Annotated in this window: 26 protein-coding genes; 2 read left to right on the top strand and 24 right to left on the bottom strand. The window is 43.8% G+C overall.

Features of this window, described 5'->3' with window-relative positions:
- Positions 1-25: 25 nt before the first annotated feature.
- From IV64_RS11970 to IV64_RS11935, 8 genes are read right to left on the bottom strand one after another with little or no spacing between them, the layout of a single operon-like run.
- Positions 26-820 carry a glycosyltransferase family 2 protein gene (locus tag IV64_RS11970; RefSeq protein WP_057707469.1) on the bottom strand — a complete coding sequence of 265 codons (795 nt, stop codon included), beginning with the start codon at positions 818-820 and terminating at the stop codon, positions 26-28.
- Positions 821-836: 16 nt separating this feature from the next.
- Positions 837-2,003, bottom strand: a complete 1,167-nt coding sequence (locus IV64_RS11965) for a hypothetical protein (RefSeq protein ID WP_057707468.1) — start codon at positions 2,001-2,003, stop codon at positions 837-839.
- A gap of 43 nt (positions 2,004-2,046) precedes the next feature.
- Entirely contained in the window at positions 2,047-2,862 is an 816-nt protein-coding gene (locus IV64_RS11960) for a glycosyltransferase (RefSeq protein ID WP_057707467.1), read from the bottom strand.
- Positions 2,863-2,893: 31 nt separating this feature from the next.
- Positions 2,894-3,571 carry a sugar transferase gene (locus tag IV64_RS11955; protein WP_057707466.1) on the bottom strand — a complete coding sequence of 226 codons (678 nt, stop codon included), beginning with the start codon at positions 3,569-3,571 and terminating at the stop codon, positions 2,894-2,896.
- Positions 3,552-4,496, bottom strand: a complete 945-nt coding sequence (locus IV64_RS11950; RefSeq protein ID WP_057707465.1) for an NAD-dependent epimerase/dehydratase family protein — start codon at positions 4,494-4,496, stop codon at positions 3,552-3,554. Before IV64_RS11950 ends, IV64_RS11955 begins: the two co-directional genes overlap by 20 nt.
- A 22-nt stretch (positions 4,497-4,518) precedes the next feature.
- Positions 4,519-5,292 carry a tyrosine-protein phosphatase gene (locus tag IV64_RS11945; RefSeq protein ID WP_057707464.1) on the bottom strand — a complete coding sequence of 258 codons (774 nt, stop codon included), beginning with the start codon at positions 5,290-5,292 and terminating at the stop codon, positions 4,519-4,521.
- The gene (locus IV64_RS11940; protein WP_057707463.1) at positions 5,279-6,004 is read right to left on the bottom strand and encodes a CpsD/CapB family tyrosine-protein kinase; all 726 of its coding nucleotides are present in this window, start codon (positions 6,002-6,004) and stop codon (positions 5,279-5,281) included. Before IV64_RS11940 ends, IV64_RS11945 begins: the two co-directional genes overlap by 14 nt.
- 11 nt (positions 6,005-6,015) lie before the next feature.
- Positions 6,016-6,753 (bottom strand): YveK family protein, encoded by a 738-nt coding sequence (locus IV64_RS11935; protein ID WP_057707462.1) that lies wholly within the window; start codon positions 6,751-6,753, stop codon positions 6,016-6,018.
- Between the two features lie 355 nt (positions 6,754-7,108).
- On the opposite strand from IV64_RS11935, the gene IV64_RS11930 reads away from it, so the two are divergent.
- Positions 7,109-7,699 (top strand): tyrosine-type recombinase/integrase, encoded by a 591-nt coding sequence (locus IV64_RS11930; RefSeq protein WP_157061158.1) that lies wholly within the window; start codon positions 7,109-7,111, stop codon positions 7,697-7,699.
- A gap of 564 nt (positions 7,700-8,263) precedes the next feature.
- Here IV64_RS11930 and IV64_RS11925 read toward each other — a convergent pair.
- The 4 genes from IV64_RS11925 to IV64_RS11910 all read right to left on the bottom strand — a co-directional run bounded on the left by IV64_RS11925 (position 8,264) and on the right by IV64_RS11910 (position 13,889).
- Positions 8,264-9,442, bottom strand: coding sequence for an O-antigen ligase family protein (locus IV64_RS11925; RefSeq protein WP_237757340.1), 1,179 nt, complete (start codon positions 9,440-9,442; stop codon positions 8,264-8,266).
- Between the two features lie 232 nt (positions 9,443-9,674).
- Positions 9,675-11,489 (bottom strand): excinuclease ABC subunit UvrC, encoded by a 1,815-nt coding sequence (gene uvrC, locus IV64_RS11920; protein WP_057707460.1) that lies wholly within the window; start codon positions 11,487-11,489, stop codon positions 9,675-9,677.
- A gap of 191 nt (positions 11,490-11,680) precedes the next feature.
- Entirely contained in the window at positions 11,681-12,421 is a 741-nt protein-coding gene (locus IV64_RS11915; protein WP_057707459.1) for an amino acid ABC transporter ATP-binding protein, read from the bottom strand.
- Positions 12,414-13,889 (bottom strand): ABC transporter substrate-binding protein/permease, encoded by a 1,476-nt coding sequence (locus tag IV64_RS11910; RefSeq protein ID WP_057707458.1) that lies wholly within the window; start codon positions 13,887-13,889, stop codon positions 12,414-12,416. The genes IV64_RS11915 and IV64_RS11910 overlap by 8 nt, the downstream gene beginning before the upstream one ends.
- Before the next feature lie 204 nt (positions 13,890-14,093).
- On the opposite strand from IV64_RS11910, the gene IV64_RS14570 reads away from it, so the two are divergent.
- A complete protein-coding gene (locus IV64_RS14570) occupies positions 14,094-14,267 on the top strand; it encodes an SPJ_0845 family protein (protein WP_191982895.1) in 174 nt (57 codons plus the stop codon).
- Positions 14,268-14,508: 241 nt separating this feature from the next.
- On the opposite strand, the gene IV64_RS11905 is transcribed toward IV64_RS14570, so the two are convergent.
- The 12 genes from IV64_RS11905 to tig all read right to left on the bottom strand — a co-directional run bounded on the left by IV64_RS11905 (position 14,509) and on the right by tig (position 25,770).
- Positions 14,509-14,916, bottom strand: a complete 408-nt coding sequence (locus IV64_RS11905) for an iron-sulfur cluster biosynthesis family protein (protein ID WP_057707470.1) — start codon at positions 14,914-14,916, stop codon at positions 14,509-14,511.
- 106 nt (positions 14,917-15,022) lie between these two features.
- Positions 15,023-16,162, bottom strand: a complete 1,140-nt coding sequence (locus IV64_RS11900; protein ID WP_057707457.1) for an ABC transporter permease — start codon at positions 16,160-16,162, stop codon at positions 15,023-15,025.
- Positions 16,162-17,241 (bottom strand): ABC transporter permease, encoded by a 1,080-nt coding sequence (locus IV64_RS11895; RefSeq protein ID WP_057707456.1) that lies wholly within the window; start codon positions 17,239-17,241, stop codon positions 16,162-16,164. Before IV64_RS11895 ends, IV64_RS11900 begins: the two co-directional genes overlap by 1 nt.
- 11 nt (positions 17,242-17,252) lie before the next feature.
- Positions 17,253-18,203: an ABC transporter ATP-binding protein gene (locus tag IV64_RS11890; protein ID WP_057707455.1), complete on the bottom strand. Its 951-nt coding sequence runs from the start codon at positions 18,201-18,203 to the stop codon at positions 17,253-17,255.
- Positions 18,204-18,274: 71 nt separating this feature from the next.
- On the bottom strand, positions 18,275-19,408 hold the full coding sequence (locus IV64_RS11885; protein ID WP_057707454.1) for a sensor histidine kinase: 1,134 nt from the start codon (positions 19,406-19,408) through the stop codon (positions 18,275-18,277).
- A complete protein-coding gene (locus IV64_RS11880) occupies positions 19,409-20,035 on the bottom strand; it encodes a response regulator transcription factor (RefSeq protein ID WP_057707453.1) in 627 nt (208 codons plus the stop codon).
- 119 nt (positions 20,036-20,154) lie between these two features.
- Positions 20,155-20,565 carry a MerR family transcriptional regulator gene (locus IV64_RS11875; protein WP_057707452.1) on the bottom strand — a complete coding sequence of 137 codons (411 nt, stop codon included), beginning with the start codon at positions 20,563-20,565 and terminating at the stop codon, positions 20,155-20,157.
- A gap of 191 nt (positions 20,566-20,756) precedes the next feature.
- Entirely contained in the window at positions 20,757-21,053 is a 297-nt protein-coding gene (locus IV64_RS11870) for a nucleoside triphosphate pyrophosphohydrolase family protein (protein ID WP_057707451.1), read from the bottom strand.
- 1 nt (position 21,054) lies between these two features.
- The gene (gene yihA / locus IV64_RS11865) at positions 21,055-21,648 is read right to left on the bottom strand and encodes a ribosome biogenesis GTP-binding protein YihA/YsxC (protein ID WP_057707450.1); all 594 of its coding nucleotides are present in this window, start codon (positions 21,646-21,648) and stop codon (positions 21,055-21,057) included.
- Between the two features lie 182 nt (positions 21,649-21,830).
- Positions 21,831-23,096: an ATP-dependent Clp protease ATP-binding subunit ClpX gene (clpX, locus tag IV64_RS11860; RefSeq protein ID WP_057707449.1), complete on the bottom strand. Its 1,266-nt coding sequence runs from the start codon at positions 23,094-23,096 to the stop codon at positions 21,831-21,833.
- 200 nt (positions 23,097-23,296) lie between these two features.
- On the bottom strand, positions 23,297-24,352 hold the full coding sequence (locus IV64_RS11855) for an acyltransferase family protein (RefSeq protein ID WP_057707448.1): 1,056 nt from the start codon (positions 24,350-24,352) through the stop codon (positions 23,297-23,299).
- A gap of 98 nt (positions 24,353-24,450) precedes the next feature.
- Positions 24,451-25,770 carry a trigger factor gene (gene tig / locus IV64_RS11850; RefSeq protein WP_057707447.1) on the bottom strand — a complete coding sequence of 440 codons (1,320 nt, stop codon included), beginning with the start codon at positions 25,768-25,770 and terminating at the stop codon, positions 24,451-24,453.
- Positions 25,771-25,816 lie beyond the last annotated feature (46 nt).

Genomic DNA, 25,816 nt, shown 5'->3' with positions numbered 1-25,816 from the left:
TTCATGGCCTTTTTGGTCCAATTATTTAAGTGGTGCACTTGAATTGTAAATCAGGCCTTTGTTTTACGAGCAATAACAACTCTGGATGACGCACCTGCATGTATTCCATAATCTGGTCATGAACAACAAATGAATCAAATCTTTTGGTTGTAAACGTACGTTTCATAATCCCGGTTGTCCTCATAAAATAATGATATTTTTCCAAAGTTGAAACAATCACACCATGTTTAGCTTGATCAATCAATTTGTAAGTTGTCGCCTTGTCTTCCATCAACATTCCAACCGGAAAAAGAATGCCATTATCTAAAAAAAGACTAGTACGATACATTTTACTAGTGGCACAGTAACCAATCTGGTTATCAGTAAATAATTGCTTTAGTGCTTGTCGGCTAGAATAAAATTGCCAATCATTTTGCGTGACAGGAACGACCTTTGGACTGTACCCACTTTTCTTTTCCTTTTTGACATGAAAAGTACTAATATCAGCCTGGTTTTTCGTAATCGCCAAAACAAGCTGTTCAACAAAGTCCGTTTCAATCCAGTCATCACTATCTATAAATGTTACCAATTGTCCGTTAGCATGCGCTAAGCCGACATTTCTTGCACTTGATAAGCCACCGTTCTTTTTATCAATGAGTGTAATTCTGGATTCTGTTCTAGAGATTCGTTCACAGATCATTCTTGAACGGTCCGTTGAACCATCGTTGATAAGTAATATCTCCATGTTAACGTAAGTTTGCTTCAAAACACTTCGAATACACCGCTCAACATATTGCTCAACGTTATATACAGGTATAATAACTGTCACTAGTTCCGACATCGGTATCCTCCTCATATTATGAAATAAAAGTGAAAGTAAATACATTTTGTAAAGCTGTAATCAGCGGTGAATACTGATTAAATGTGATAACATTAGCCACTAAGGCGATTATGGCTAGTCCCAATATTCCACTTCTCCATACAGCTGACTGTAACGTACCTGGTTGAGTCGTCAAACACAGGATTTGCAAAAATTGCGTACTCCCAATGATCAGTAATACGCAGAGCAAACGAAAATATACTGGCAACGTAATGGCAAAAGAAATCAACGTCAATGCACAAAGTAACAGCGAAAATAGGTTCCAATCGTTTCTATGAACTCTTGTGTTGACAATTGTGGCTATCGTCACGAGTATAGTAATCAAAAAGTAAAGTAATTTTGTAAGTCGCATAAACAAGCTCTGTGTGACGTAAGTAGCATAAGTTGAAAGCTGTCCGTCCGCATTTACATACTCATTTCCTTTAACCACAATTCGCATGAATTCAAATCGCACGTTTGGAATTAAGAATAGCAACCCCAACACGATTACAAGTGCTATTTTGATACTAAAATGTTTTTTCGTTTGCAAAAACAGCAATAATCTTAATCCAATAATGACCATCGTCGCCATGTGCAACGAAGCCCCTATGATATACAACATGATCGTTAATGGTGTCCTTTTCCCCTTCACCACATCACGATAAATCGCAATCGCAACTATTGCCCCACCCATCACATTGCGAACATTACTATAGGCAGAAGCGAATGGGAACATCCCTAAAACAACAGCTAGAATAAAGCAGCGTGTTGTGCTAGGAACATCGTAGCGTCTGAAAGTGTCCATAATAATATCAAACATTGCAAACGCAACGACAAAGCCAACCAATGCTGGGAGAAGTTGCTGGTTTTTGAATACCGATAGCCATTTAAAAATGAAATACGCGCCACTGAAAATACCATTCTGAGCAACAATATCTCGATAGCTGGGTTGCATATATTCAAACTGTTGCATAATTGTGTAGTACCTAGTCAAATCAACTTCATGTGTTGGAACAAAAAAATAACCAAGTAACGCAAAAAAAGCAGCGGCACCAGCAGCAAACCCCAAGTAGTGCGTTTTTACTGTAGCCATCCCACAGAAAGCGACAATGGCTCCACCAACCGGATAAATGATTAATAGGAGTAACATAAATACTAAAACCACCTACAGTACCTCCACTCTAGCAATCTGAAATTTCATTTGCAGTTCAATTTTTTTGTCGGACAAAGTTAGCATAAATATGCTGTAACAACTTACTAGGTAAAATTCGAACCCCGCATCTTAAGACTAGATTCCTCAGTAAAATAAATTTGCCAATAAAACGACTATCATATAGGAATCGCTGAAAACGGTATTCACATAAAATGTAGTTAAGTCCTTTTCGCCGCGTTACCATCGCATTTCCTATCCGTACACGAACAAGCACATCGGGTAGATTTGTAAAAGTTGCACCATTTTGTAGCATTCGCACCCACAAGTTATAGTCTTCAAAACCTGGAAAGGACCGATAATTGCCTGCCTTTAATACGGACTGCTTACGGAACATCACTGTCATATGGTTCATTGGATTACGTAACTGTGCAAACTGTGTGATTGTTGACATTGTCAGGGGAACCTGCCGTAAACGCTGGTTGGATTCATTTGGATCCATTTGAAATTCTGTGATGGCACCCCCAACTACATCGATATGGGGGTGGTCCTTCATAAACGCAACTTGGGTTTCCATTCGTTGTGATACTGCCAAGTCATCCGTATCCATTCGGGCAACTAATTCATTTGTGCAATAGTCTAGCCCCACGCGTAGGGCCGTTCCCAAGCCATGGTTTTTAGGCAAAGGTACTATTGTCAATAGATCCCGATACTGTTGAACCACCTGTTTTAACTTGGTGGAAATCGGCCCATCCAAGACTAAAACAATTTGGTCAGGGCAAACGGTTTGATTGCGTAAACTCTCAATACTCTGCCTAAAAAAGTCAGCGTTCTCCTTAGCATATAGTGACATCAAAACTGAATAAGCTGCCAATTAATCCGTTCCTCCTCCGTACGTTCAATCACTAACGCGCCCCATCACCCGTAAATACGATGCGGACAGTGCCGAACAACATCTTAATATCAAACCAGAGCGAATAGTGTTCAATATAATAGTTATCCAACTGACACTTGGCATCGGGGGTAATGTCGTAACCGCCATTAATCTGAGCATAACCCGTAATTCCAGGAATAATCCGCAAGCGTTTGGGAAATTCTGGGAATTCTTGGCTGAAACGTTCCGTCAAAGCCGGTCGTTCTGGCCGTGGCCCTACTAAGCTCATCTCACCCTTCAACACGTTCCAAAATTGTGGTAATTCATCCACGCGGGTTTTACGCATGAAGCGGCCAAGCGGCGTTATGCGAGGATCATTCTTTTGCGCCCAGACTGCGCCAGTCCGCGCTTCCGCATTCTGATACATTGACCGTAACTTAATAACCTCAAAGGGCTGCCCCATTAAACCGACCCGTTCTTGCTGATAAAATACTGGTCCCCGGGAAGTTAACTTCACAAGAATTGCGAAGACCAGAACGATTGGCGCACTCAGCACCGTACCCAGTAGTCCGACTACTAAATCAAACATCCGTTTTACCACCAACTTCCATCCCGTTACCGGTTGACCGATGGCCCGTAAAAATTGGTAATTTTCTTCTGACGACGTTCGTTCCAAGGCTTCTGACGGTTTAATTTCGACTTGCCGCATGACTAACTCCTTCCCAGTAAGCGGCTAATCCAGCTTTCAACGACCAATGGGTGGTATAACCAAGGTCAACTAACCGACTGATACTGGCAACCGAACGCTTAACTTCTCCACCCCGTCCCGGAGCTTCTTTAAGCTTTAATGACTGATCCGCAACCGCCTCGTAAATCTGAATAACTTTGTTTAAGCTGTTTTCATTACCATTAGCAATGTTGATGACCTCACGCCGAACATGGTGTGTCGTAATCAACCACAACGCTTCAATGACGTCCTCTACAAAGACAAAGTCACGGGTTTGCGTCCCGTCCCCATATCGAGTAAAGGTCTTATTATTTTTTAAACAATCCGTTAAGATGGATAGCACACCGGAATAGGGTGATTTCGGGTTCTGGCCGGGTCCATAGACGTTAAAGAAACGCACACAAACCGTCGGCAGGTCATATAACGCGCCATAGGCTAAAACAAAGCGTTCCGTTGCATACTTATCAATGGCATATGGTGACACCGGGTCAACTCGAGAATCCTCATGCTTAGGTAACTCCGGTAAATTGCCGTAAACTGCGGCTGACGACGTAAATAAGAACTGTTTGATTGGTAAGTTAGTTTTCCGAATATACTCCAGCATATTAAAGACCGCCGTATGATTGACCGCATGCGTTTCCGCTGGCCGTTCGATTGAATCAGCGACACTAGCAACCGCAGCTAGGTAATAAATGTAGTCGGGTTGTTCTTCTTGTAACAGTTGTTGCATAAATTTTTCGTTACGCACATCCTGTATGTAAATGGTGACCTGATCACGATGGTGAATATTATATATGGCTCCCATCGACAAATTATCAACGACCACCACATCAAATCCCTGGGTGACTAAAAAATCAACGAGATGGGAACCGATAAATCCCGCTCCTCCTGTTACTAAAGCTTTCATAATTAAAATACACTCCTCTTTATTAAAAACGCCAAAACCGATGCCACTTATGTGGTTTACGAATCAATGGTTTTTCCAACGGCTCGCCATTCAATAGTCGACGCGCGTTTGCTTGAAATACAACGGGATAAGTTGCATCTAATTTGGCCAAAACATCATAAGCTGCGGTCATAGCAAATTGCCGATTTGGTAAACTGTGCGCGTCTGACGCCACAACCTGCACTAATCCACTCTTCACTAATTCCACTGCCATTCGTTGGACTCGTTCCCCAAAAGTACCAACTAAACTAGTTGCAATTACCTGTGCTAATCCCCCTTGTTTCACTAACTCATAAAGTTTTTCTGGCGTTGCTAATAATTGAGCATTCCGTTCAGGATGAGCAATTACCGGTGTAATTCCCTCACATGCCAACTGAAAAATGACTTCTTTCAAATAACTAGGAACCGTTTCGTGCGGTAGTTCTAGCAATAAATAGTTACTAGAGGTATCTATACCTAACAAATCATCCAAATGCACCATGAGGTCACCATTTAGATGGACTTCTTGTCCTGCAAAAACCGTCAGCGGAATATGTTGTCGATCCAGTTGAACTTGGAACGCCTTTACTGCTTGTTGGACATCCGCCGCGTGATTCACGTAGTGGCGATCCAAATGATGGGGCGTTGCAAGAATGTAACCAATCCCATCGTTAACTGCCTGTTGCGCTAATTCAAGTGACGTCGCTACATCCGGTGAACCATCATCAATTCCAGGTAAAATATGACAATGTAAATCAACCAAACTATTTGTCTTCATCACTGTAATACCCATAACCACTTTCATAACCATAGTAACCATGATGCGACCCATCACGGACGTCATTAAAAACCGCACCCAATAAATGTGCATGCGATTTCTTTAACGTCACTACAGCATCACGAACCGCTACCTTTTGGGCAACATTTTGTCGAACCACCAGAACGGTTCCATCAACCTTGTGAGCTAACAACTGCGCATCCGTAACGGGCAGGATTGGCGGAGCATCTACGATAACTAGATCCAATTTACGTGTCGTTGTCTTCAAAAAATCCGCCATGAGTTGTCCATCCAATAGTTCCGCTGGATTCGGTGGCTTGGGACCACTCGTCATGACAAACAAATTATCCAAAACAGGATGGATTGCCTTATTCACATCGTCTAGCTGGCGACCCAACCATGAACTCAGTCCCTGATGATTGCTGAGATTAAACGTTTTGTGTACCGTTGGGCGACGCATATCAGCATCAACTAATAGGACCCGCACGCCCTCTTTAGCATACTCAACGGCCAAATTAGCACTAACCGTTGACTTACCCTCACCAAGCATGGCTGACGTGACCATCATCGTACGCAGTGGCCGATCAGACGCAGCAAAATTAATATTAGTACGGATTGTTTTGATTTGCTCAGTCACGACCGCCATCGGTTCATTAATCGTGGTTAGGTTAATCGCCGCCGTCGTCGTGTTATTAACCTGACGTTTAAACATATAATTCCTCCTCAAACACGCTTAGCTGACCGCCGTAACCCATCTTCTGCCACCGCCTGGTTTGTTGTCGTATGTCGTTGATGACTAACCATCCCTAAGTTGGTCAAACCAAGATCATCCGTTAAGAATGTCAGTTCATGAACTCGCCGGTCAGTTAATGTCCGTAGTAGCGCATAAAGTAGCCCTAATAAGACTCCTGCTAACAAACCAATCATCACATCCAGCGCCTTTTTAGGTGCAACCGGATGTTTAGGCATTTCTGCGGGTGCAACTAACGTCACGTTATTAACCCGAATAATTTTCTTAACCTGACGCTTAAAGCTACGGGCAACTTGGTTGGCAATAATGGCACTAGCTAACGCATCGGTATCCCGAACACTAATGGAAAAGACCTGCGAATTGGCAGTTGTAACCACATTGACCTCCCGTTTCAGTGTCGCGAGTGAGCGCTTAATGTGATAGTTCTTCTTTAATTGTTTACGCGCAGGACTTAAAACCACTTGATTCGTAATCAAATCCTTATACGTCGTAATCATCTGTACATCCGCCTGTTGCCCAGCGTATTCCGTTGCTGCATTGGTATTTTTACGGTTAACAAGAATCTGCACATCAGATTCATATTTAGGTGTCACAATTAAAAAAACGACCCCCGCAGCAATAATGACCCCCGCAAGGGTAAAACCGACGATGGCCCGCCAATATTTACGCAACAACCGCAAAAGAAAATCAAAGTTCACTGCTTGATCCACCGTTCACCCTCCTTTTAATTAAATTTAAAACTTATGCCAGTGTAACGTCACGATTTTGAAAAGAAAAAGGCCATTATATTTTCGTGCAATCGAGTTTTATACATAATCCTTTATAGTTTGAATAATTCATGCGTAAATATGCGCATTTTATACAAATATTTTTATATTATGTTGACAATTATTGACATAATGCTATATTTGATTACAGATTACGTCAAAAACGGCACTATTTTTTTCAAAATAATGCCGTTTATTTTGTTTCCAGGATTATACATAATAAAACTTTATATTTATTAATTAATGTCGTTTATAATTGGGGAATAATCAACATGATTAGCATTTACTCTAAAGGAGCGTGGCACTAATTTACTATAATGTGGAACCCCTACGAACAACTACGGAAATTAATGAATTTTTACATTGGGCACAAACCGGCACCCATAGCGAAAGAAACACCCTACTTATTCTAATCGGGTTAAATACCGGTTTACGCATGAGTGACATTTTAAATCTCAAAATCAGCCAAGTACGGCGTCACAACGTCGTCAGATTAACCGAAAAGAAAACTCAAAAAAGACGTGTCATCCTATTGACCAACCTGCGCCTTAGAATTGATAACTATATTGAAGGTTTACCTGATGATGAATATCTATTTACTAACCGCCGGCATCAACAACTGAGTGTAAACGCGGTTTATAAATTCTTTCAGACCATTGCTCGTAAAATGCACCGCAATGACATTGGTACCCATACCCTTCGAAAAACCTTTGGCTACCACTACTACCAACGTACACACGATATCGGTACCCTCATGATGATCTTCAATCATTCCAGCGAAGCCATTACCAAGCGCTACATTGGCCTCAATCAAGATATTATCTTGCAACAAATGGCAACTTTTTCCTTGGGACTAGATATTTTAGTAGATACTAGCCAACCCCACTGATTCTGTCCGGCGGGCGCTGAAGAACAACCATTTTCCATCGATAATTGCTAGTAGGACAGCGATTGAACCTAATTCAAAACCTTTAGTCCAAAATAAAGCACTCGCAAATAACTAGCCATCAAGCAGTTATTCACGAGTGTTTTTTGTTACCTAAATTTAGGGATGGATTACTGTTGTGTCAATATTTAGACTAATACAAATTGACTACCTGTGAGTTAGTCAGGTCGTCCGAATCACAATAGTAAGTCTGTTTTTAGCGCAGTCGGGTAATCTTAGGGTGCTGTGTCGGCAAGATTGGCAGGCGTTTCTTATCTGCCAATCTTGCGGGGCAATTCAAAGACGTGGGTTATCGGCTTTGAATTGAGGTCGCAGACCGCACTGTGGCTGCGACCGTCCCTCATAGCACCCTAGGACTACCCGACGGAGCGGATAATTTAGGCATAACTACCACTACTGTTACGGTGTTAATAGCAGTTTTAGATTTTTCAACCTTTAATTAATACAAATTAGCTACGTTTAAGCTGGTCCGGTTATCCGGAAATAATATCAATTGATACTTTTAGTTTATGGGTCAACGTTAACCGCAATTGCCTGCTGGACATACCAATAATGGGCCATGACAAGTAAGACGATCATTAACACTTGTGGCGATGATAGCACGAAATCACTAACACCATACGCTAAAACAACGGCTAAGATTAATGCAAAGTAACGGCGGTCTGGTAACGTGGACTTCCAATGCCGGGTCAGCCGCCAACCATTCGCAACAATTAAGCTAATCAGGCCGAGTCCACCTAACAAACCAAAGGAAGCTAAAACCATAATAAAAATATCATGTGCGTGGGGCACGTAATGACCGGTTAAATTTAAATACTGGGGCGCAAAACCAAAGTATGAAACGCCCAGCCAAGGCGCTTTTGCAAAAACTTGCAGGCTATCATGCCAAATCGTTAATCGTGATGTCCAGCCGGTCGCCCAAGAATAACTACGTGGCAGCCACGCGAGTACAAACCAGCTAATACTGCCGATCAATCCAGTTAGCCATAAGCTACGGCGCCAATTCAGATAAAAGCTAGTTCCTAAAACCATTAGTAGCATTAATAGTAAACCAGTCCGTGATTGTGTCTGATAAATTCCAAGCATGAGTAACGCGATAACGCCCCGGCTGCGCCAAGTACTTGAGCTAGGCCGTAAACTCATTTGGACTAATACAACGGCTAAAGCAATCAATAGTAGGCAACAGGCATCGTTCGGATTGTCGGCCGATCCGAATAACCGGTCGGCGTTAGCCCGATACCCCCACAGCAGATCACCAGTTAAAAATTTTAACCACAGCGGTAACAGTTGCCAGTGATTAAGCCAGTGAAAGATATTCCCGCTGACCGTCAAATAGCCCCCAAAGCAAACCAAGTAATGGCAAATTTGCGGCCAGGATAAAAGCTGGGCAGATTGCCGGCACAGTAACCATAGATTTAATAAAACAATTAGCAGTAAGCCTGATAAAGCGGCTGGTTGCCGCCAAGGTGCTCGTAAAAGGTTCACGCTAGTAATCCCGATTAGCCATAAAATAAACAGTAAGACGTGGTCGTGGCGAATTGCCCTTGGTTGCCTAAATAAGGTTAGCCACTGCCAACGGCTTAAATAAATAAACCAGGCAATTCCAATCGGCGGCAAAATCGCCAGTAACGTTAGACCGATTGAAAATTGCCGGGATGTGAGGGACTTAGTCATGGTGATACGCAAGCTTTCTCTTAAGGTTTACTGGCTAAGAGCGCCAGTTATAAAACTTTATCAGTTATTATGCCACGCCTCGTTGTCGTACGTGCACCGCGCTTCAAAGATTTAGGACTTCTTACTAAAGTTAAGTGAATCATTACCAATTGCAAAAGATTCCCATTAAAAAGAGCATTACCAAACAGCCCGACAAGGCCGCTTGGTAATGCTCAATGCGTCTATTAATCCTAATTTTATTCGTTTATGTGGCACCTTTCTGATAATGTTTCGGTGTCACGCCAGCCCCTGCCAGCGAAAACTTGATGGTTTGCGCCACGTTTTTCGCAATGCCGAGTTTTTGAATATCTTCAATTGGTGCAGCAGCAATCTTCGTCATCGAACCAAATTTACGCAATAACTTATTCCGCGTTTTTGGTCCAACCCCCGGAATCTCATCCAAGCGCGAACTGAGCGAATGCTTCGTATGGACCTGCCGGTGGAACGTAATCGCAAAGCGGTGAACTTCATCTTGAATCCGTTGCAACAAGTAAAAACCTTGGCTCTTCGGGTCGAGGTTCAGATGCGCATCCCCGGCAGACTTCAATAAGTCGGCCGTTTTATGGTGCTCATTTTTGACCATCGCCGCAACCGGCGTATCAATTCCCAACTCATTTTCCAGCACGTCCTTCGCAGCATCCAGCTGAATATCGCCCCCATCCATTAAGATCAGGTCGGGTAAGTTTGCGTGTTCCTTTAACAACCGGGTATACCGTCGCCGAATTACTTCACGCGTTGACGCCGCTTCATCAGCGTGGTCGACCGTCCGCAACTTATACTTCCGGTACAGCTTTTTATTAGGCTGCCCGTCCGTAAAGACAACCATGGCGGAGACTAAGTCGGCCCCCTGAATATGTGAGTGGTCAAATGCTTCGATCTTGTGGCCTTCCGGAATACCAAGCGCATCAGTAATTTCCTTCATGGCACCCGTCGTTTTTCGTTCATCCAATTCCAATAGCCGGAACTTTTCTTCTAAAATAATCCGGGCATTTTTATGTGCCATGTCTAATAAATCGCGCTTTTGCCCCCGTTGTGGCGTGCGGACGGGAATGCCTAAAATATCACTTAACACGTCCTTATCCAAGCCACTTGGCACTAAAACTTCGCGTGGCAAAACGTTATTCTTACGATTATAAAACTGCAAAATAAAACTGGTCATTTCTTCCGGCGCCGTTGAAACAACTGGGAATAGGCGCTTTTCACGCTTCATTAACCGAGCTTGCCGGATAAAGAAGACCTGAATCGATAACCAACCCTTATCCATGTAAAAGTTGAATAGGTCCCGCGGCGTGTTGTCATTTGAAATGATTTTTTGCTTTTCAACGGTCATTTCAATATACGTCAACTGGTCGCGTAATTCTCCGGCCCGTTCAAACTCTAATTCCGCCGATGCCTTTTCCATGCGCTTCGTCAGTTGCTTTTTAACCCGTTCAACGTGACCATTTAAAAATGACTTGATTCGCTGAACTTGCGCATCGTACTGTTCTTCGGGAACCGTCTTGAAGCACGCCCCCAAACACTGGCCCATATGGTAGTACAAGCATGGCCGTCCTTGGTAGCCGTTGCAGCGTCGTAACGGGTAAACCTTTTGAATAAAGTTAACCGTCTCCTGAGCAGCGTAAACGTTAGGATAGGGACCAAAGTAATAGCCCCCGTCTTTACGAACATCGCTCACGATCAAAATTTGGGGATCACGTTCATTAGTAATCTTAATGTACGGATACCCGGTCCCCTTTTTAAGCTTGATGTTGAAATACGGCTGATGCTTTTGAATCAGCGTAATTTCTAACAAGAAGGCTTCCTTATCGGTCGACGTCACGATAAATTCAAAATCCGCAATTTCTGAAACTAAGCGCGCGGTCTTCCCAGTGTGGCTACTCTTAAAGTATGACCGCACCCGGTTTTTTAAATTCTTAGCTTTACCCACGTAAATAATCTGACTATTTAGATTTTTCATCAGGTAACAGCCAGGTAAATCTGGCAGTAGTGCTAGCTTATGTTCAATGTGTGCTGAAGCCATAACGCGCCGTCCTCTCACTTTAATTTAGCATTACTAGTATACCGCCTGAACATAGACGGCTCAAACAATCCGCCCGTTTTTATAAAAATGTTGATTTTTAATAAGCATAAAAAAACGCGGCCGCACCACACGAATATCTCCGTGAAATGCAACCGCGTAAACACCTATAGAAATAGGCTTGGGTTGTTAAATTACATTAAAATCTTTGATAAGAAGTCCTTAGCACGGTCCGTTTCTGGATGTGCAAAGAATTGATCTGGAGTGTTGTTTTCTTGGATGTAACCGTCCGCCATAAACCAGATGCGGTCAGCAACTTCCTTGGCAAAGCCCATTTCGTGGGTCACAACGACCATCGTCATCCCATCTTTAGCCAGTTCCTGCATAATGTTCAGCACTTCGCCAACCATTTCAGGGTCTAACGCCGACGTTGGTTCGTCAAACAACATCACTTTAGGGTCCATTGCTAACGCACGGGCAATGGCAACCCGTTGTGCTTGCCCACCGGACAAACTACTTGGAAATGAGTCGGCATGATCATCTAAACCGACCCGTTTTAATAATTCATGAGCCCGCTTGGTGGCAGCCGCATCGTCGACACTCTTAACTTTCATTGGTGCCAACTTGATATTTTCCAAGACCGTCATATTCGGGAATAAATTAAAGCCTTGGAACACCATGCCCATTTTTTCCCGTAACTTGTTCACACTTTTTTGATCCAAAGTCGTTAAGTCTTGGCCTTCAAAAGCGACTTTCCCAGCTGTAGGCGTTTCAAGCAAGTTCAAGCACCGAATAAAGGTACTCTTCCCACCACCGGAAGGCCCAATCACAACGATCACCTGTCCGGGTTCAACTTTTTCCGTAATATCTTTTAAAACTTTATTGTCACCAAAGCTTTTGGCGAGCGATTCAACTTCAATCACTGGTTTAGTCATGCTGCATCTTCCTTTCGAAGTAGTTCAAGATCCGTGATGCCGTGAAGGTTAAGATGAAGTATAACACCATAATCACAACGATTGGCGCTACCCCACGGTAAGTATCAGACCGGACAATGTTACTTTGATAAATCAATTCAGTAACCCCGATGATTGACACGATTGAACTGTCCTTAATCAAGGTAATAAATTCGTTACCCAGTGACGGCCAAATATTCTTCAATGCTTGTGGTAAGACCACGTAGCGCATCGTCGCGCCATTTGACATCCCTAAACTCCGGGCTGCTTCGGTTTGACCAATATTAACGGAATTGATCCCACCACGAATGTATTCAGCCACGTACGCCCCTGAGTTCAATGAAATCGCAATGATCCCAGAAGTTAACGCTGGTAAGTTGACGAAGAGTCCTAAGCCAAAGTAAACGAACATTACTTGAACCATCATTGGCGTCCCACGGATGAATTCAACGTAGGCCGTTGATACCCACCGCAATGCTGTCTTGAAGATGTTTCCTTTGGCGGTCCGTGCAAGGGCTAATAAAATCCCAATGATGAAACCAAAGAAGACGGAACATACGGTAATAATCAAGGTGTATTCAACCCCGGTTGCGAATGCTTGCCAGTAGTGACCCATTGACGTGTTAACCGTGTTGGTCTTCAGATACTTCCCGGCTGCCGGTAAGTATTGCTTTTTAACGAGGTTTTCCTTCTTAATCTGATCAACCGTCTTGTTGACCTTGTTTACTAAGCTAGTTGAACCCTTCCGGAACGCAATTGCAGAACTCGTTGCGTCGGAACTCATATCGAAATCACTTGGAATTGCAGCTAAGTTTTTATTGTTAGAAGTATAGGCTTCAGCGGATGGCTTTTCCATCGCAACCCCGTCTAACTTGTGGCTTTGTAAAGCTAAAATCAAGTCAGATTGGGAGGTCATCCCTTTACTTGCCGTATTCTTAGTTTGCTTCTTAACGGCGTTATATTGGGTCGTCCCGGTTTGGGCGCCTAACGTACCACCTTTGAAAGAATCCTTGTTCTTGTACTTGGCTTTGTCGGCCTTATTGATAACAATGTCATAACCACCCTGATAATAAACGTGGGTGAAAGCGACGTTCTTCCGACGTGCAGGCGTTGGGTTCATCCCGGAAATAATCATATCGATCTTCCCAGTCTGAAGGGCAACTAATAAGGAATCAAAGGACATGGACTTAATCTTTAACTTAACCCCTAAATCCTTGGCAACCTTTTTCCCAATCTGAACATCCATCCCGACAACGGTACTCTTACCGTTAACCGTCGCTTGAAATTCATACGGCGGGTAATCGGGCGAAGTCCCCATAACGAGGACCCCCTTCTTTTGAATCTTCTCTAATGAATTATCCGCCGCCTGGGCATGTTGGGTGGACAGAGGAACCACCGTCATGAACAGGGCAACAATAATAGCTAGTAACAACCCAAATCTTTTTTTCATAAGCGTTCTCCTTTGCTTTAATTTACAAGAGTAAAGTATAGACGCATATGATTATTTATGCAAGTATTTTTGATAAATTCTTTATTTTATACATAAATTAACCATTTATACAGCTTTTAGGGGCCTTTTTATGCACAAAAGACGAATAACTGACAAACAAACCAAAATTTGCTATGATTAGCGGTAAGCGAAAGGAATGATTGTATGAGTTTAAAAGTACAACGTCAAGATAACCTCGACAAACTGTTCGACAAGTTTGCGATTGGTCCCGATGACAAAGACAAATTAACGACTAAAGCCGTTCAAGAAACCATCGACGAACACGCCAAGCGTACGACTACTAAGCCCAACGCCAAAAAAGACGCCGACAACAAATAAATTGATCGTAACGAGCTGAAGACCTGACTAGGTCTTGGGCTCGTTTTTCATTAACACCCACACGACCGCATGTCATCAGTGGCAACCGGATTAACTCACAAGTAGTTAATTTGTATTAGTCTAAATACTGATACAACAGTAATCGATCCCTAAATTTAACTTTCACTCTTTAGTTATCGATATAAAAACAACCTTCAGAAATTTTCTCTGAAGGTTGTTTTATTGATTGATTTAATTGTTATTAGCAGATTTTAGTTCCGAGTGTTTCCATCTTTTCACGCCGTTCAGCTTCCGTCTCTGGGGTAACGTTCCGCCAGTCGACAACGGATAATGCACCGTCTAACATGCCACTATCATCTTTCAGCGCTAAAGCGTTGTGCCAACGTGAGATGTTCAAACCGTTACCTAAAAAGTCTTCGTCTGCGGGCGCCGTTGCCATATCATAGCCCGCGTTGTTTTCAAGGACTGTCGTATAAGCGGGATCAGCATCTTTCAAGATAACCAACTGAAACTTATTGCCAATCGCACAGCTTCCACCCAGGCTCGAATATTTATTAGAACCATCATCAACGGTTAAAATTACCCGACTCCCCGCTGGAATTTTGTCAGCCAAATACGTTTGTGCGTCATCTTTAATGTTAATCTTCATCATACAGCACCCTTTCTCGCTCATCCAATAGATTGTACACAACTTGTTTACAGTTATCACTATAGCGCAGACCGAGACTGAATGCAATCGGAATGCTTACAAATAGTTAGTCAAAGATTTCTTGTCGTTGACGACGCATGAACCCAAAGATGGCCAAACTAAAACATAGGAGGCTAAATAATCCGACCATTGCCAAACTCTCCCAAAACTTCCCAGTTACCGTTCCCAACTGAAGTTGGGTCAAGGCTTGCAACAACCAATATTGTGGCGTAATCATGGCGACACGTTGCATCACTGTCGGCATGACTGAAATTGGAATCAAAGCCCCTGACAATAGACTCGACAGCGTGATCAATAAAACTTGCAGCCCATTCGCCAACCCTGAACTATTAGCTAAGACCCCAACTGCCAAGGACCAAAGGACTGCTAAAATACCAAACCAAAGCAGAACTCCCATAAGTGTCAAAACTGACATACCAATCGAGATTTTAAAAATACCCACCATCACAATCACCGTTAAGACCACCTCAACCAGCATTGCTAACAGCCCAAACAACGCCGTTCCGCCAAAGTAACTTGCGGGACTAATGGGCGTTAACATCGTTCGTTGATAAATCTTGTTACGGCGCTCTAACTGTAAACTCCGCGTTCCAAACGTGTTAGCTTGGTACAGCATCATCATGAGTAGGAAGCCAATGATTTGGAGCGTCAAAGTATGTGAAGCCACGTGCTGATCAATTTGCCTAAATTTAAGTTGGGGCGTATGCGTCTCTAAGTACGTCCCAACTTGTTTAATTGGCACCGATCTGGTTGCCAACCCGCGTACTTGTAAGGTATCCGTTACAGATGCCGTTACTGAATCCCGCAAATTATTAATGAGCGTTCCTTGCTGCAAAGCTCGCAAAGTTAGCGCCGGCCGTTCGCCCTTATCCATCCGTTGCTGATAATCAGTTGGAATAGTCACAATCGCCATCACATTTTGTTGTGACAACGCCTTTGCTTCTTGCTCATGGGTCAACATTTTCACAGTCGTTCGCCGACGCATCCCTTGGACTAATAAATGACTAGTTGCTGTCCGGTCATGATCAACAACGCCTAGCGTTAAATTATCCTGGCTGGTCCCCGTCGAGGTGTATAAATACAAGACAACGCTTAAAAATGGCACGGCTAACAAGAACAACACTTGCCAAGGATGATTTTTCCAAATAATGATTCGCTCTTTAACTAACCATAAAATTGCTCGCATTAGAACACCTCCCGACGACGAATAATCCAGTTTACGAGGATCAACAGTCCAAACGCCAAGCCAAAGTTTAACGCGGCTCCTGACCAATCCAGTGAACTGGTCGTCCACAACGCTGAACGCATGGGACCCATAATCCAACCTAGGGGTGAAAATTGCATCATCGTACTAGACGTTGGAAAATAGCCTCCACCCAAAAAGGCGACTAACTGAATAACAATTTGCACGATGCCACTACCGACCCGGCTATTAATTGTATCCATCAATAACCCGATAATTAAGAAAAGGGCCATCAGTCCGCTGAAATTGATCAAGGTAAATCCAAGTGCCCGCGACCATGGCATCTTAAATAGACCAGTTGTGATTCCCATCAAAACCCCAATGACAAGCATCCCGAATAGCAAATGACCACCCACCGTTGCATTGAGCAACTTTCCACGGGTCACAGGTGTCAGTAGCTCCCTAGCTAACGTTTTTTGCCGCCGAGCCTTGCCAAACATATCAAGCCCAACTTCTGAAAAGTACAGCATAAACATCCCCATCATCGCTAACGCGTAGTATTGGAAAGACGTTGCGGACTGGTGGGCTTGCACGTGGTTAACCTTCACCAATTTCTTCGTTGATACGGTTGCTAGCTTGCCGCGATAATGGATTGCTGTCTGGACCAAACCCATTTGTCGAAAAATTGCTGCTAAACTACTTTTTAACAGGATCGTTTGATAATCGTTGAGTCCCTTTGACGTCTGAACCGTCGCGGTCGTCCCAAATTGAACGATCGCCGTATTCGACTGTGTGCGGACCACGTGTTTGGCTCGTGCTAAATCACGTTGACTTTTAAAGTCCAGGTGTGCGATATCTGCATGTTTAACCATTTTATCGAATAATTGTGCTTGTTGTGAGTGGTCTACCACGTACTGGACGTGAACGGGTGCAACTTTAGAATCTAATTGGGTCGCAAACGTTCCTTGTAATACGAGACCTAAGATGACCATCAAACTAACTGGTAAAATTAAAAAATAGACGTAATTCGACCGGTTGCGTAAATCTTGTACAAATACTCGTTTGATAATAGTTCCAATCATGACGTCACCCCCTAATCCCTTAAGTTTCGACCCGTCAAATTCAAGAAGACCGTTTCTAAGTCAATCTGCGGTTGGTCCACCTGATCAACAGTGACCCCTTGATCAATGAGCGTCATCAAGACTTGATTTAGCGGGTTACTTTCGACTGCCGTTACGAGCTGTAGCTCCTGTCCCTGAACCGTAGCTTGTTGAACCCCCGCAATGGCAAGTAGTGGGGCCACGTTAACCAACTTAGGCTCAGCAACCGTAATTGAGACTTGTTTAGTTGTCGTTACCAAGTTAACTAATTCGGCTTCAGTTCCTTGAACAATCACTTTGCCATGATCAATAATCACAATTTTATCGGCCAGTCGTTCTACTTCTTCCATATAATGACTGGTATAGACAACCGTCATCCCTTGCGAGCGCATCTTTTCAATTGCCGTTAAGATATAATTACGAGACTGCGGGTCGATTCCAACGGTCGGTTCATCCATAAAGATTAGTTCCGGCTGGTGGACAAGCGCCATGGCAATGTTCAACCGGCGCTGCATCCCACCAGAAAAAGTTGCTGGCCGCTGATTCTGGTGCTCACTGAGACCTACGACCGCAAGCGCACGGTCAACGCCGTTTTTTAGCGCCGGCCCACGTAATCCGTACAGGCCACCAAAGTAACGAACGTTTTCCGCGGCCGATAGATCGTCAAACAGGGCTAAATCTTGCGGAACGACCCCAAAACGGCGCCGAATTGCCGTATTCGTTGGCGTCAATGGCTCACCAAATAACGTCACACTACCACTGGTTTTATTTAATAATCCGGTAATCATACTGATCGTGGTCGTTTTACCAGCACCATTTGGCCCTAACAGTCCTAAAATTTTACCCGGTGCAATGTCAAAGCTAACATCATCTACCGCTACCTTGGTGCCAAAACGTTTCGTTAAGCCTTTGACAACTAAACCATCTGTTAAACTTGCCGTCATAGTTAGACCCCCTCTAATTGATAAATCCATTGTATAAAAAAATGGAATTGCCACCCAGTGCAATTCCTCATTTATGCCCCATGAGATTCCTCATGACTTTCACGTGGTAAATTGGTCGTCACCGTGAAACCAGTTTGACCATCGACCAATAGTTGGCCACCCAAATTTGCCGTTCGCTCCGCCATCCCTGCCAAACCGAGCCCCAGTTGATAGTTAGGCGCAGCTTGCCCGTCGTTTTGAACCGTTAGTCGAATAAACGTTGGGTAGACGCGCACCGTAACGACCACGTTGCTCGCTTGACTATATTTTAACGTATTGGTTAGGCTCTCTTGCAAGTTAGCCGCAAACACCCGCCACTGCAATGCTGTGATAACGGTTAATTCACCACTATACAAAAATTGCGCCTTGAAATGATACTGATCGGCAAATTGCTGGAGCTGGCCCTTTAACCGGTCAACATTCACAGTCTCCTGCGCAAGTTGTTCCGTATGCAAAATCTGGCGAATATCGGTAATCCCCTGACGGACAATTGCCGTCGCGTGATCTAACAAAGCTTCACCCTGTTTAGGATCAGTTCGGTAACTGATTTTGGCAGCTTGCAGTTGCATCAAACTCCCGGTCAGTTGGTGCCCTAATTGGTCATGGATTTCATGAACAAGCCGTTGCCGTTCAACTGCGGCAGCCTGACTTTCACGTACATTCGCATTATCGACACCTTGTTGGAAGAGCGTGGCGTAGTGATTACGCTCCCGCCGTAAATGCTCAGTCGTTTTTAACAATTGCAGGTGCCGCTGTTCCTGTCGTTGAAACGCCCAAGTTAGGGCAACTAGAAATAAACACCAGCCCCCGTACCAACCCGCTAATGGTAACTGACTGAGCCGCCAACTTCCCACTAGTAGCGCACTGCCGAACGCAACCAACGTCCACCATTCAAACGATTCGGCTGCGACGCCATTCCAAATAACTAATGGCAATGTAAACCATATAACAGGATCTCTCGGTGCAACCACTACCACCAAAATGAGCTGTCCAAGCGTCAACCACCAGCGCGTTTGAGGTAAGCTGACCATTATAAAAAAAGCACTGAGCAGGACTAATAGGTTAGCAATTGCAATGGTCAGTTGCAACTCTGACTGTGCTATGACGGCGTAGCCAACCAGAGCAACTAGCCCCCCAACGTTAAGAATAAATCGCATTAATGACATTTAGCCTTGCCCCCCGGTCAAATAATAGATGGCTAATTGTGTCCGGTGGTTTAACGCCAACTTATGTAAAATTGTCGACAAGTTATTATTAACGGTCCCCTCACTCAAAAAGAGCGTCTGCGCAATTTCTTTATTAGTAAGTCCTTGAGCAACTAATTGCGTGATTTCTTGCTCCCGCGCCGTCAAAGCCGATAAATCAGCAGTGGGCTTTTTTGTCACCAATTGTGCAGCCGCCTTTGTCATCACGGGCTTAGATAAAATACTCTGATTATTCGCAACGGCTTTAATGCCCGCAATAATTTGATCCGCCGGGGTGGTCTTCAATAAGTAACCCGCCGCCCCATTTTGAATGCCGGTAATAATATCGTCATCTTCATCAAAAGTCGTCAAAATCAATACTTTGACACCTATATTTTGAGCGAGCGTCTTAGTCGCCGTTACGCCGCTCATCCCCGGCATTCGTACGTCCATCAGTACCACATCAACGGGATGCTGATCACAATATGCAATCGCCGCCGGAGCATTATCAAAGACTTTTGTGACCGTCAAATCCGGATCACTGTCCAAAATAATTTGTAGTCCGCTCGTAATCAGCGGGCTATCATCGACCAAAATCGTTTTAATCATGGCTATCCCTCACTTGTAACCCTAGTCTGTCGGTCTTCTTCTAAAAGTAGCATGTTTTTACGCTTTTTACAAAAAAACGTATTTGAGAATCGGCTTCCCAAATACGCTTGCTTTTATTGCTATGAGTCTCGTTCAGACTGATGTTGTGCTTCTAACGCCCGTAGTTCGGCTTCCGTCGACGCCATGTGGTCGTCAAAATGGGCTAGCTTATAGTTTAAATGGTCGATAGCGGCTTGTAAGTCATCGCGCTTTTCTTCCATGACGGCTAACTGTTCCTGTAGTAAGGCCCGTTGTTCCTTAGTATTATCTTCCTGCGCATCGAACAGTTGGATGTAGCGTCGTAAATTTTCAATACTCATCCCCGCCGAGCGCATCTGCGTCACGAACCGAATCCGGCGTAAGATGCGATTATCAATATCCCGATTACCAACTTCGGTTCGATCAATCGCCGGAATTAGCCCTTCCTTTTCATAATAACGAATTGCCGCGGACGAAACACCCGTTTGTTGACTAGCTTCTTTAATGTTCATTCAAAATTCCTCCTAGATAAACCATGTGCTTAATTCATATGATTACTGTAACCCTTAAAGTTCACTTGAAGGCAAGGTTTTAATCATCCTTTTTTAGAACTAGCTGGCAACTTGGAATACCGATCAAAAAGAAGCACTCACCACAACCCAGTTAGGTTATGGCAAGCGCTTCTTTGATTGTTAACTAGCGATTACTTGGCCGGTTTACCATTCGGATACTTATGGTTTAGCTTAGTAATGTTTTGCTTAGCAACTTCATCAAATGGAATGTCTGCCCATTCGGCAACTTGTGACAAGTACCACAGGACGTCACCCATCTGCTTTGTTAATTGATCCTTATTCAACCGATCGCCATGGAAAGTGTACTTCTTAACTAAGTCCACTACTTGACCGGTTTCGGAGGCCAACCCCAACGACAAGTTCGTTAAAACTTGTTCGTTACCGTACAACGTCCGATTTGCTAACGATTGATATTCATTAAATTCCAAACTAGTGGCCTCCTACAGTATGTGCTTCAATCCATTGCCAAACGGCATCCTTACCCGCTTTAGTTTTTGCTGAAAAGGCAATAAAGTCGTCGTCGGCTTGGAAATTAAGCGTTTTTTTAATCAAACTCTCTTGCTTGTTCCACTTGCCCCGTGGAATCTTATCACTCTTAGTGGCGACCACTAACAGCGGCATCTTATAATACCGCATCCATTCATACATTGCGACGTCATCCTTAGTTGGTGCGTGGCGCGCATCGACCAGAATCACCACTCCTCGAAGCGTATCACGGCTAGTCAGGTAGGTTTCAATCATCTGGCCCCACTTTTCGCGGTCCTTCTTAGAAACCTTCGCATAGCCGTAGCCCGGTACGTCGACAAAGTACAGCTGTTCTTCAACTTTATAAAAGTTCAAGGTTTGGGTCTTGCCAGGCTGACTCGACGTCCGCGCATAGCTATTGCGGTTGATCAACACGTTAATCAGTGATGATTTCCCCACGTTAGAGCGCCCCGCTAATGCAACCTCCGGAAAACCGGTCGTTGGGTACTGACTTGGCGCTACTGCGCTCATAACAAGTTCAACGTTATGCACTTCCATCAAAATAACTCCCTTATCTGATAATCTGGTCCTATTCTAACACACTTCTAGTAAGCGTCGCTGGTCATCCGCTCAAATTCAACGCTAGTCAAATTAGGCGCTAAACAGCAGTCAGGACCGCGAATGCTAACGCACTGCGGTCCTGAACAATTATTTTAATCTGTGTTAAAAAATCAACGAATTTATGAGGCCTTTTGATCTTCTAAGACCAATTCAGGCTCAGCGTGATTTTCAACCGTATCCCGGGTGATAATCACTTTTTTGACGTCTTCACGACTTGGAATATCAAACATGATATCACGCATCGTGTCTTCAATGATTGAACGTAGCCCCCGAGCACCAGTATTACGTGCTAAGGCTTCTTGCGCAATTGCACGTAAGGCGTCCTTCTTGAAGTCAAGTTCCGCATTATCCAACGCGATTAAACGTTGATACTGCTTAACAAGCGCGTTCTTGGGTTCAGTTAAGATGCGGACCAAATCGTCTTCCGTTAACCGTTCTAGGGCGGTCAAAATTGGTAACCGACCGATAAATTCAGGAATTAACCCAAATTGTAAAAGATCTTCGGGAACAACTTGTTGCATCAAACTCTTAGAATCATCTAAGACGGCGTTCTTACCATCGGTATCAGTCCCAAAGCCAATGGTCTTATCGCCTAAGCGCCGTTTAACGATCTCTTCGATACCATCAAACGCACCACCAACGATAAACAGGATGTTGGTCGTATCTATCTGGATGAATTCTTGTTGCGGATGCTTACGGCCACCCTGTGGTGGAACGTTAGCAATCGTGCCTTCCAAGATCTTCAAGAGGGCTTGTTGGACCCCTTCACCAGAAACGTCGCGAGTAATCGAAACATTTTCGCTCTTCTTAGCAATCTTATCAATTTCATCAATATAGATAATGCCTTTTTCGGCACGTTCAACGTCGTAGTCCGCATTTTGTAATAGCTTTAATAAAATGTTTTCAACGTCTTCACCAACGTAACCAGCTTCGGTCAACGTGGTCGCATCCGCAATGGCGAATGGCACGTCTAGAATCCGTGCTAAGCTTTGGGCTAAGAAAGTCTTCCCAGAACCAGTTGGTCCAACTAAACTGATGTTACTCTTTTGTAACTCAGGACCATCATCATTCTGACCTTCGTCGTCAGTCATCGCTTTAACACGCTTGTAGTGGTTATAAACCGCAACGGATAACGTCCGCTTGGCTTCATTTTGACCGATAACATATTGGTCCAATTCGTCTACAATTTCCTTTGGCGTTGGAATATCTGTTAATTCGTGTGAGCGTTCTTCACTAAACTCTTCATCGATAATTTCCTTGCATAAATCGATACATTCATTACAGATATAAACGCCGGGGCCAGCCACAATCTTTTTAACTTGATCTTGTGATTTACCACAAAATGAGCAGTTAACAGGACCGTTTGTCTCGGTATTTTCAAACATTCATTCTCACCTCATCGATGTGTACTTACATGGATTAATCATAACAGAAAACCGGGGCCAAAACCAGCGTTGCCCCGATTGCTTCGTTCATTACTATAACATGGTCCCCTGAAAATCAGAAACGATTTGTTCATAAAGTTACCGATATAAGCGAACCAACCTTTGCCGGAGTGATTCCCAGACTAACGCTCAAAATGCTTTTAAGCACGTCGCAGGACAAGATGCTTCCACCCACGGTTAAAGCCTTGGTCAAACAACCACCCTAATATAACGGTTAAAATTAATACGCCACTAAAATAAAGAACTGGTTGCTTTGCTAACCAAGTATTTTGCAACCAGATCATCGGCAACCGTTGCAAAACGTAAATGGCAAATAAGGCCGGTCCACCAAGATAGGCCAACACGCGGTTATGGATAGAAAAGCTCATGGCTAGTAAGACAAAACAAAACGCAAACAGGATAGCCGCAATTTGATAGCTAACGTCACGGCGTAGACCAATACTGTTTGCGCACAGTACGTAACTCGCGGCAAACCCTAGCACGGTTATTAACCCCACTGATAAATACGTGATCCAGTTACGGCAGATTCTATTTTCCAACCGAATTTTATAGTAGCCGTAGACCACCCCCGCCACGTAGCAAAAGACGGTACAGAAATAGTACTCCGGTAAAAAGGCACTAGCAATGACGATGTATAGCACACTACCCAAAGCCATTATCCCAATTGCGCCCCAGCAGTTTTGCGGCAAGAGCCGCCAAGCGACGTACGAGATTAAGTACATGAGCAAGATGGTGAAGACGTACCATGCGCTGTTGCCAATCGTCGTGAGTCCTAAATAACTTCCCAAAAGGTGCCATGACGAATAGTGCTTCCCCCGTAACCACGCTACAATGGCGTACAACGTGATTGCAACGGCAAACTTCCCCCATAAAAATAAAAATCGGTGCTTCGGAAACGTTTTTAAATACTGGGGACCCCGTTTTTGGTACTGGATACTTAGACCGTAACCCGAAAAGAACAGAAACGTCGTTACAATGAGTTGCCCTTTAACGGCCATCCAAAGCCGGGTCACCCTAGCAAATTCACTCGGCATTTGAATAAACGTCATAAAATGACCAAATAGCACCAGTAAGATAAATAGACCGTTAATGGTCGTGGTGGTACCCCGATCCAAGTCAGTCGCCGTCGGGCCGGCCGTACGATACCGTAGTGAGCCAGCGAACCAAATAACAATTAATAATAAAATAACATCCATATTACCCTCTACTTCGCAATGTCCACAAAAAAAGGCCTGAGCACTTTGTAAGCACCCAGACCTTTCGTGACAAACAATCACGATCTAATTTTTAAAAATTAGTCTTTGCTGTCTTCTTTTTTATCGTCAGCCTTGGCATTTTGCTTTGCTGAGTCGCTGATCAAATCAACGGCTTGGCGAATGGCAATGTCATGTGACAACATGTCATCAGTTAAGGCACCGCGAACGGCACTTTCTTCCATGTTGTATTGGCCAGCTAAGTCTTTAACTTCGGCATCAAGTTCATCCTTAGAAGGCTTGATGTTTTCAGCTTCGACAACTGCTTCTAAGACCAAGTTAGTCTTTACACGGTGGTCTGCATCAGCAGCAAATTGCTTGTGCAAGTCATCTTCAGAAGTACCAGTTAACTTGTAGTAAGTCTTAGGATCGATACCTTGTTGTTGCATGTTAGCCAAGTATTGGTCCATTTGACGATGAATATCGTCTTCCTTCATGGCATCAGGAATAGCTTGGATTTCAGCATTGTCAACGGCTTGGTTTAAAGCTTCGTCTTCAATAGCGTCATGGGCAGCCTTTTCCTTTTGGTCCTTAAGTTCGTCCTTGATCTTAGCTTTTAATTCTTCAAGGGTGTCAACGTCTTCGTCAACGTCCTTTGCAAATTCGTCGTCTAATTCAGGGAGTTCCTTAGTCTTAACTTCGTGAACCGTAACCTTGAAAGTAGCTTCCTTGTCTTGTAAGTCTTCAGCTTGGTAATCCTTAGGGAAGGTTACCTTAACTTCAGTTTCTTCGCCAGCTTTAACACCAACTAATTGGTCTTCAAAGCCAGGGATGAATGAGTTTGAGCCCAATTCAAGGGAGTAGTTTTCTGATTCGCCGCCTTCAAATGGTTCGCCATCGACGAAACCTTTGAAGTCAATAACAACCGTGTCGCCCTTAGCAGCTGGTTGGTCTTCTTTAAGAACTAATTCAGCTTGCTTTTCGCGACGTGATTCTAATTCGGCATCAACGTCTTTAGCGTAAACACGAGTGTTCTGACGCGTTACACTAAGGCCCTTGTATTCGCCAAGTTTAACTTCAGGCTTAACCGTAACAACGGCTTTTAATACCCAAGGCTGACCCTTTTCCATGCTGTCAACATCGATCTTAGGTTGATCAACTGGTTCGATTTCAGTATCTTTAATGGCTTGTTCATATGCTTCTGGGAGCACGATGTTCAATGCATCTTGGTAAAGTGCTTCTTCACCATACATTTGATTAAAGATTTGACGTGGAACCTTACCCTTACGGAATCCAGGAACGTTTAAATTCTTTTTAGTCTGTTGGAAGGCTTTGTCAATACCTTCTTTGATCTTATCAGCACCAATTTCGAACGTTAATTCGCCTTGGTTGCCTTCCTTCTTTTCCCACTTTGCAGCCATTGTATTCCCTCCGAAACATTAATATTTTCAACAATTCATGTCAATT

Source organism: Lactiplantibacillus xiangfangensis, from assembly GCF_001438845.1.
GTDB lineage: Bacteria > Bacillota > Bacilli > Lactobacillales > Lactobacillaceae > Lactiplantibacillus > Lactiplantibacillus xiangfangensis.
This window is presented reverse-complemented; position numbering and strand designations above follow the sequence as displayed.

What these genes read in the sequence shown, in the direction of transcription:
- IV64_RS11970 (WP_057707469.1), bottom strand. Translation starts at nt 820, where the DNA reads ATGTCGGAACTAGTGACAGTTATTATACCTGTATATAACGTTGAGCAA.
- IV64_RS11955 (WP_057707466.1), bottom strand. Translation starts at nt 3,571, where the DNA reads ATGCGGCAAGTCGAAATTAAACCGTCAGAAGCCTTGGAACGAACGTCG.
- IV64_RS11950 (WP_057707465.1), bottom strand. Translation starts at nt 4,496, where the DNA reads ATGAAAGCTTTAGTAACAGGAGGAGCGGGATTTATCGGTTCCCATCTC.
- IV64_RS11945 (WP_057707464.1), bottom strand. Translation starts at nt 5,292, where the DNA reads ATGAAGACAAATAGTTTGGTTGATTTACATTGTCATATTTTACCTGGA.
- IV64_RS11940 (WP_057707463.1), bottom strand. Translation starts at nt 6,004, where the DNA reads ATGTTTAAACGTCAGGTTAATAACACGACGACGGCGGCGATTAACCTA.
- uvrC (WP_057707460.1), bottom strand. Translation starts at nt 11,489, where the DNA reads ATGGCTTCAGCACACATTGAACATAAGCTAGCACTACTGCCAGATTTA.
- IV64_RS11915 (WP_057707459.1), bottom strand. Translation starts at nt 12,421, where the DNA reads ATGACTAAACCAGTGATTGAAGTTGAATCGCTCGCCAAAAGCTTTGGT.
- IV64_RS11910 (WP_057707458.1), bottom strand. Translation starts at nt 13,889, where the DNA reads ATGAAAAAAAGATTTGGGTTGTTACTAGCTATTATTGTTGCCCTGTTC.
- IV64_RS14570 (WP_191982895.1), top strand. Translation starts at nt 14,094, where the DNA reads ATGAGTTTAAAAGTACAACGTCAAGATAACCTCGACAAACTGTTCGAC.
- IV64_RS11905 (WP_057707470.1), bottom strand. Translation starts at nt 14,916, where the DNA reads ATGAAGATTAACATTAAAGATGACGCACAAACGTATTTGGCTGACAAA.
- IV64_RS11900 (WP_057707457.1), bottom strand. Translation starts at nt 16,162, where the DNA reads ATGCGAGCAATTTTATGGTTAGTTAAAGAGCGAATCATTATTTGGAAA.
- IV64_RS11895 (WP_057707456.1), bottom strand. Translation starts at nt 17,241, where the DNA reads ATGATTGGAACTATTATCAAACGAGTATTTGTACAAGATTTACGCAAC.
- IV64_RS11890 (WP_057707455.1), bottom strand. Translation starts at nt 18,203, where the DNA reads ATGACGGCAAGTTTAACAGATGGTTTAGTTGTCAAAGGCTTAACGAAA.
- IV64_RS11885 (WP_057707454.1), bottom strand. Translation starts at nt 19,408, where the DNA reads ATGTCATTAATGCGATTTATTCTTAACGTTGGGGGGCTAGTTGCTCTG.
- IV64_RS11880 (WP_057707453.1), bottom strand. Translation starts at nt 20,035, where the DNA reads ATGATTAAAACGATTTTGGTCGATGATAGCCCGCTGATTACGAGCGGA.
- IV64_RS11875 (WP_057707452.1), bottom strand. Translation starts at nt 20,565, where the DNA reads ATGAACATTAAAGAAGCTAGTCAACAAACGGGTGTTTCGTCCGCGGCA.
- yihA (WP_057707450.1), bottom strand. Translation starts at nt 21,648, where the DNA reads ATGGAAGTGCATAACGTTGAACTTGTTATGAGCGCAGTAGCGCCAAGT.
- clpX (WP_057707449.1), bottom strand. Translation starts at nt 23,096, where the DNA reads ATGTTTGAAAATACCGAGACAAACGGTCCTGTTAACTGCTCATTTTGT.
- IV64_RS11855 (WP_057707448.1), bottom strand. Translation starts at nt 24,352, where the DNA reads ATGGATGTTATTTTATTATTAATTGTTATTTGGTTCGCTGGCTCACTA.
- tig (WP_057707447.1), bottom strand. Translation starts at nt 25,770, where the DNA reads ATGGCTGCAAAGTGGGAAAAGAAGGAAGGCAACCAAGGCGAATTAACG.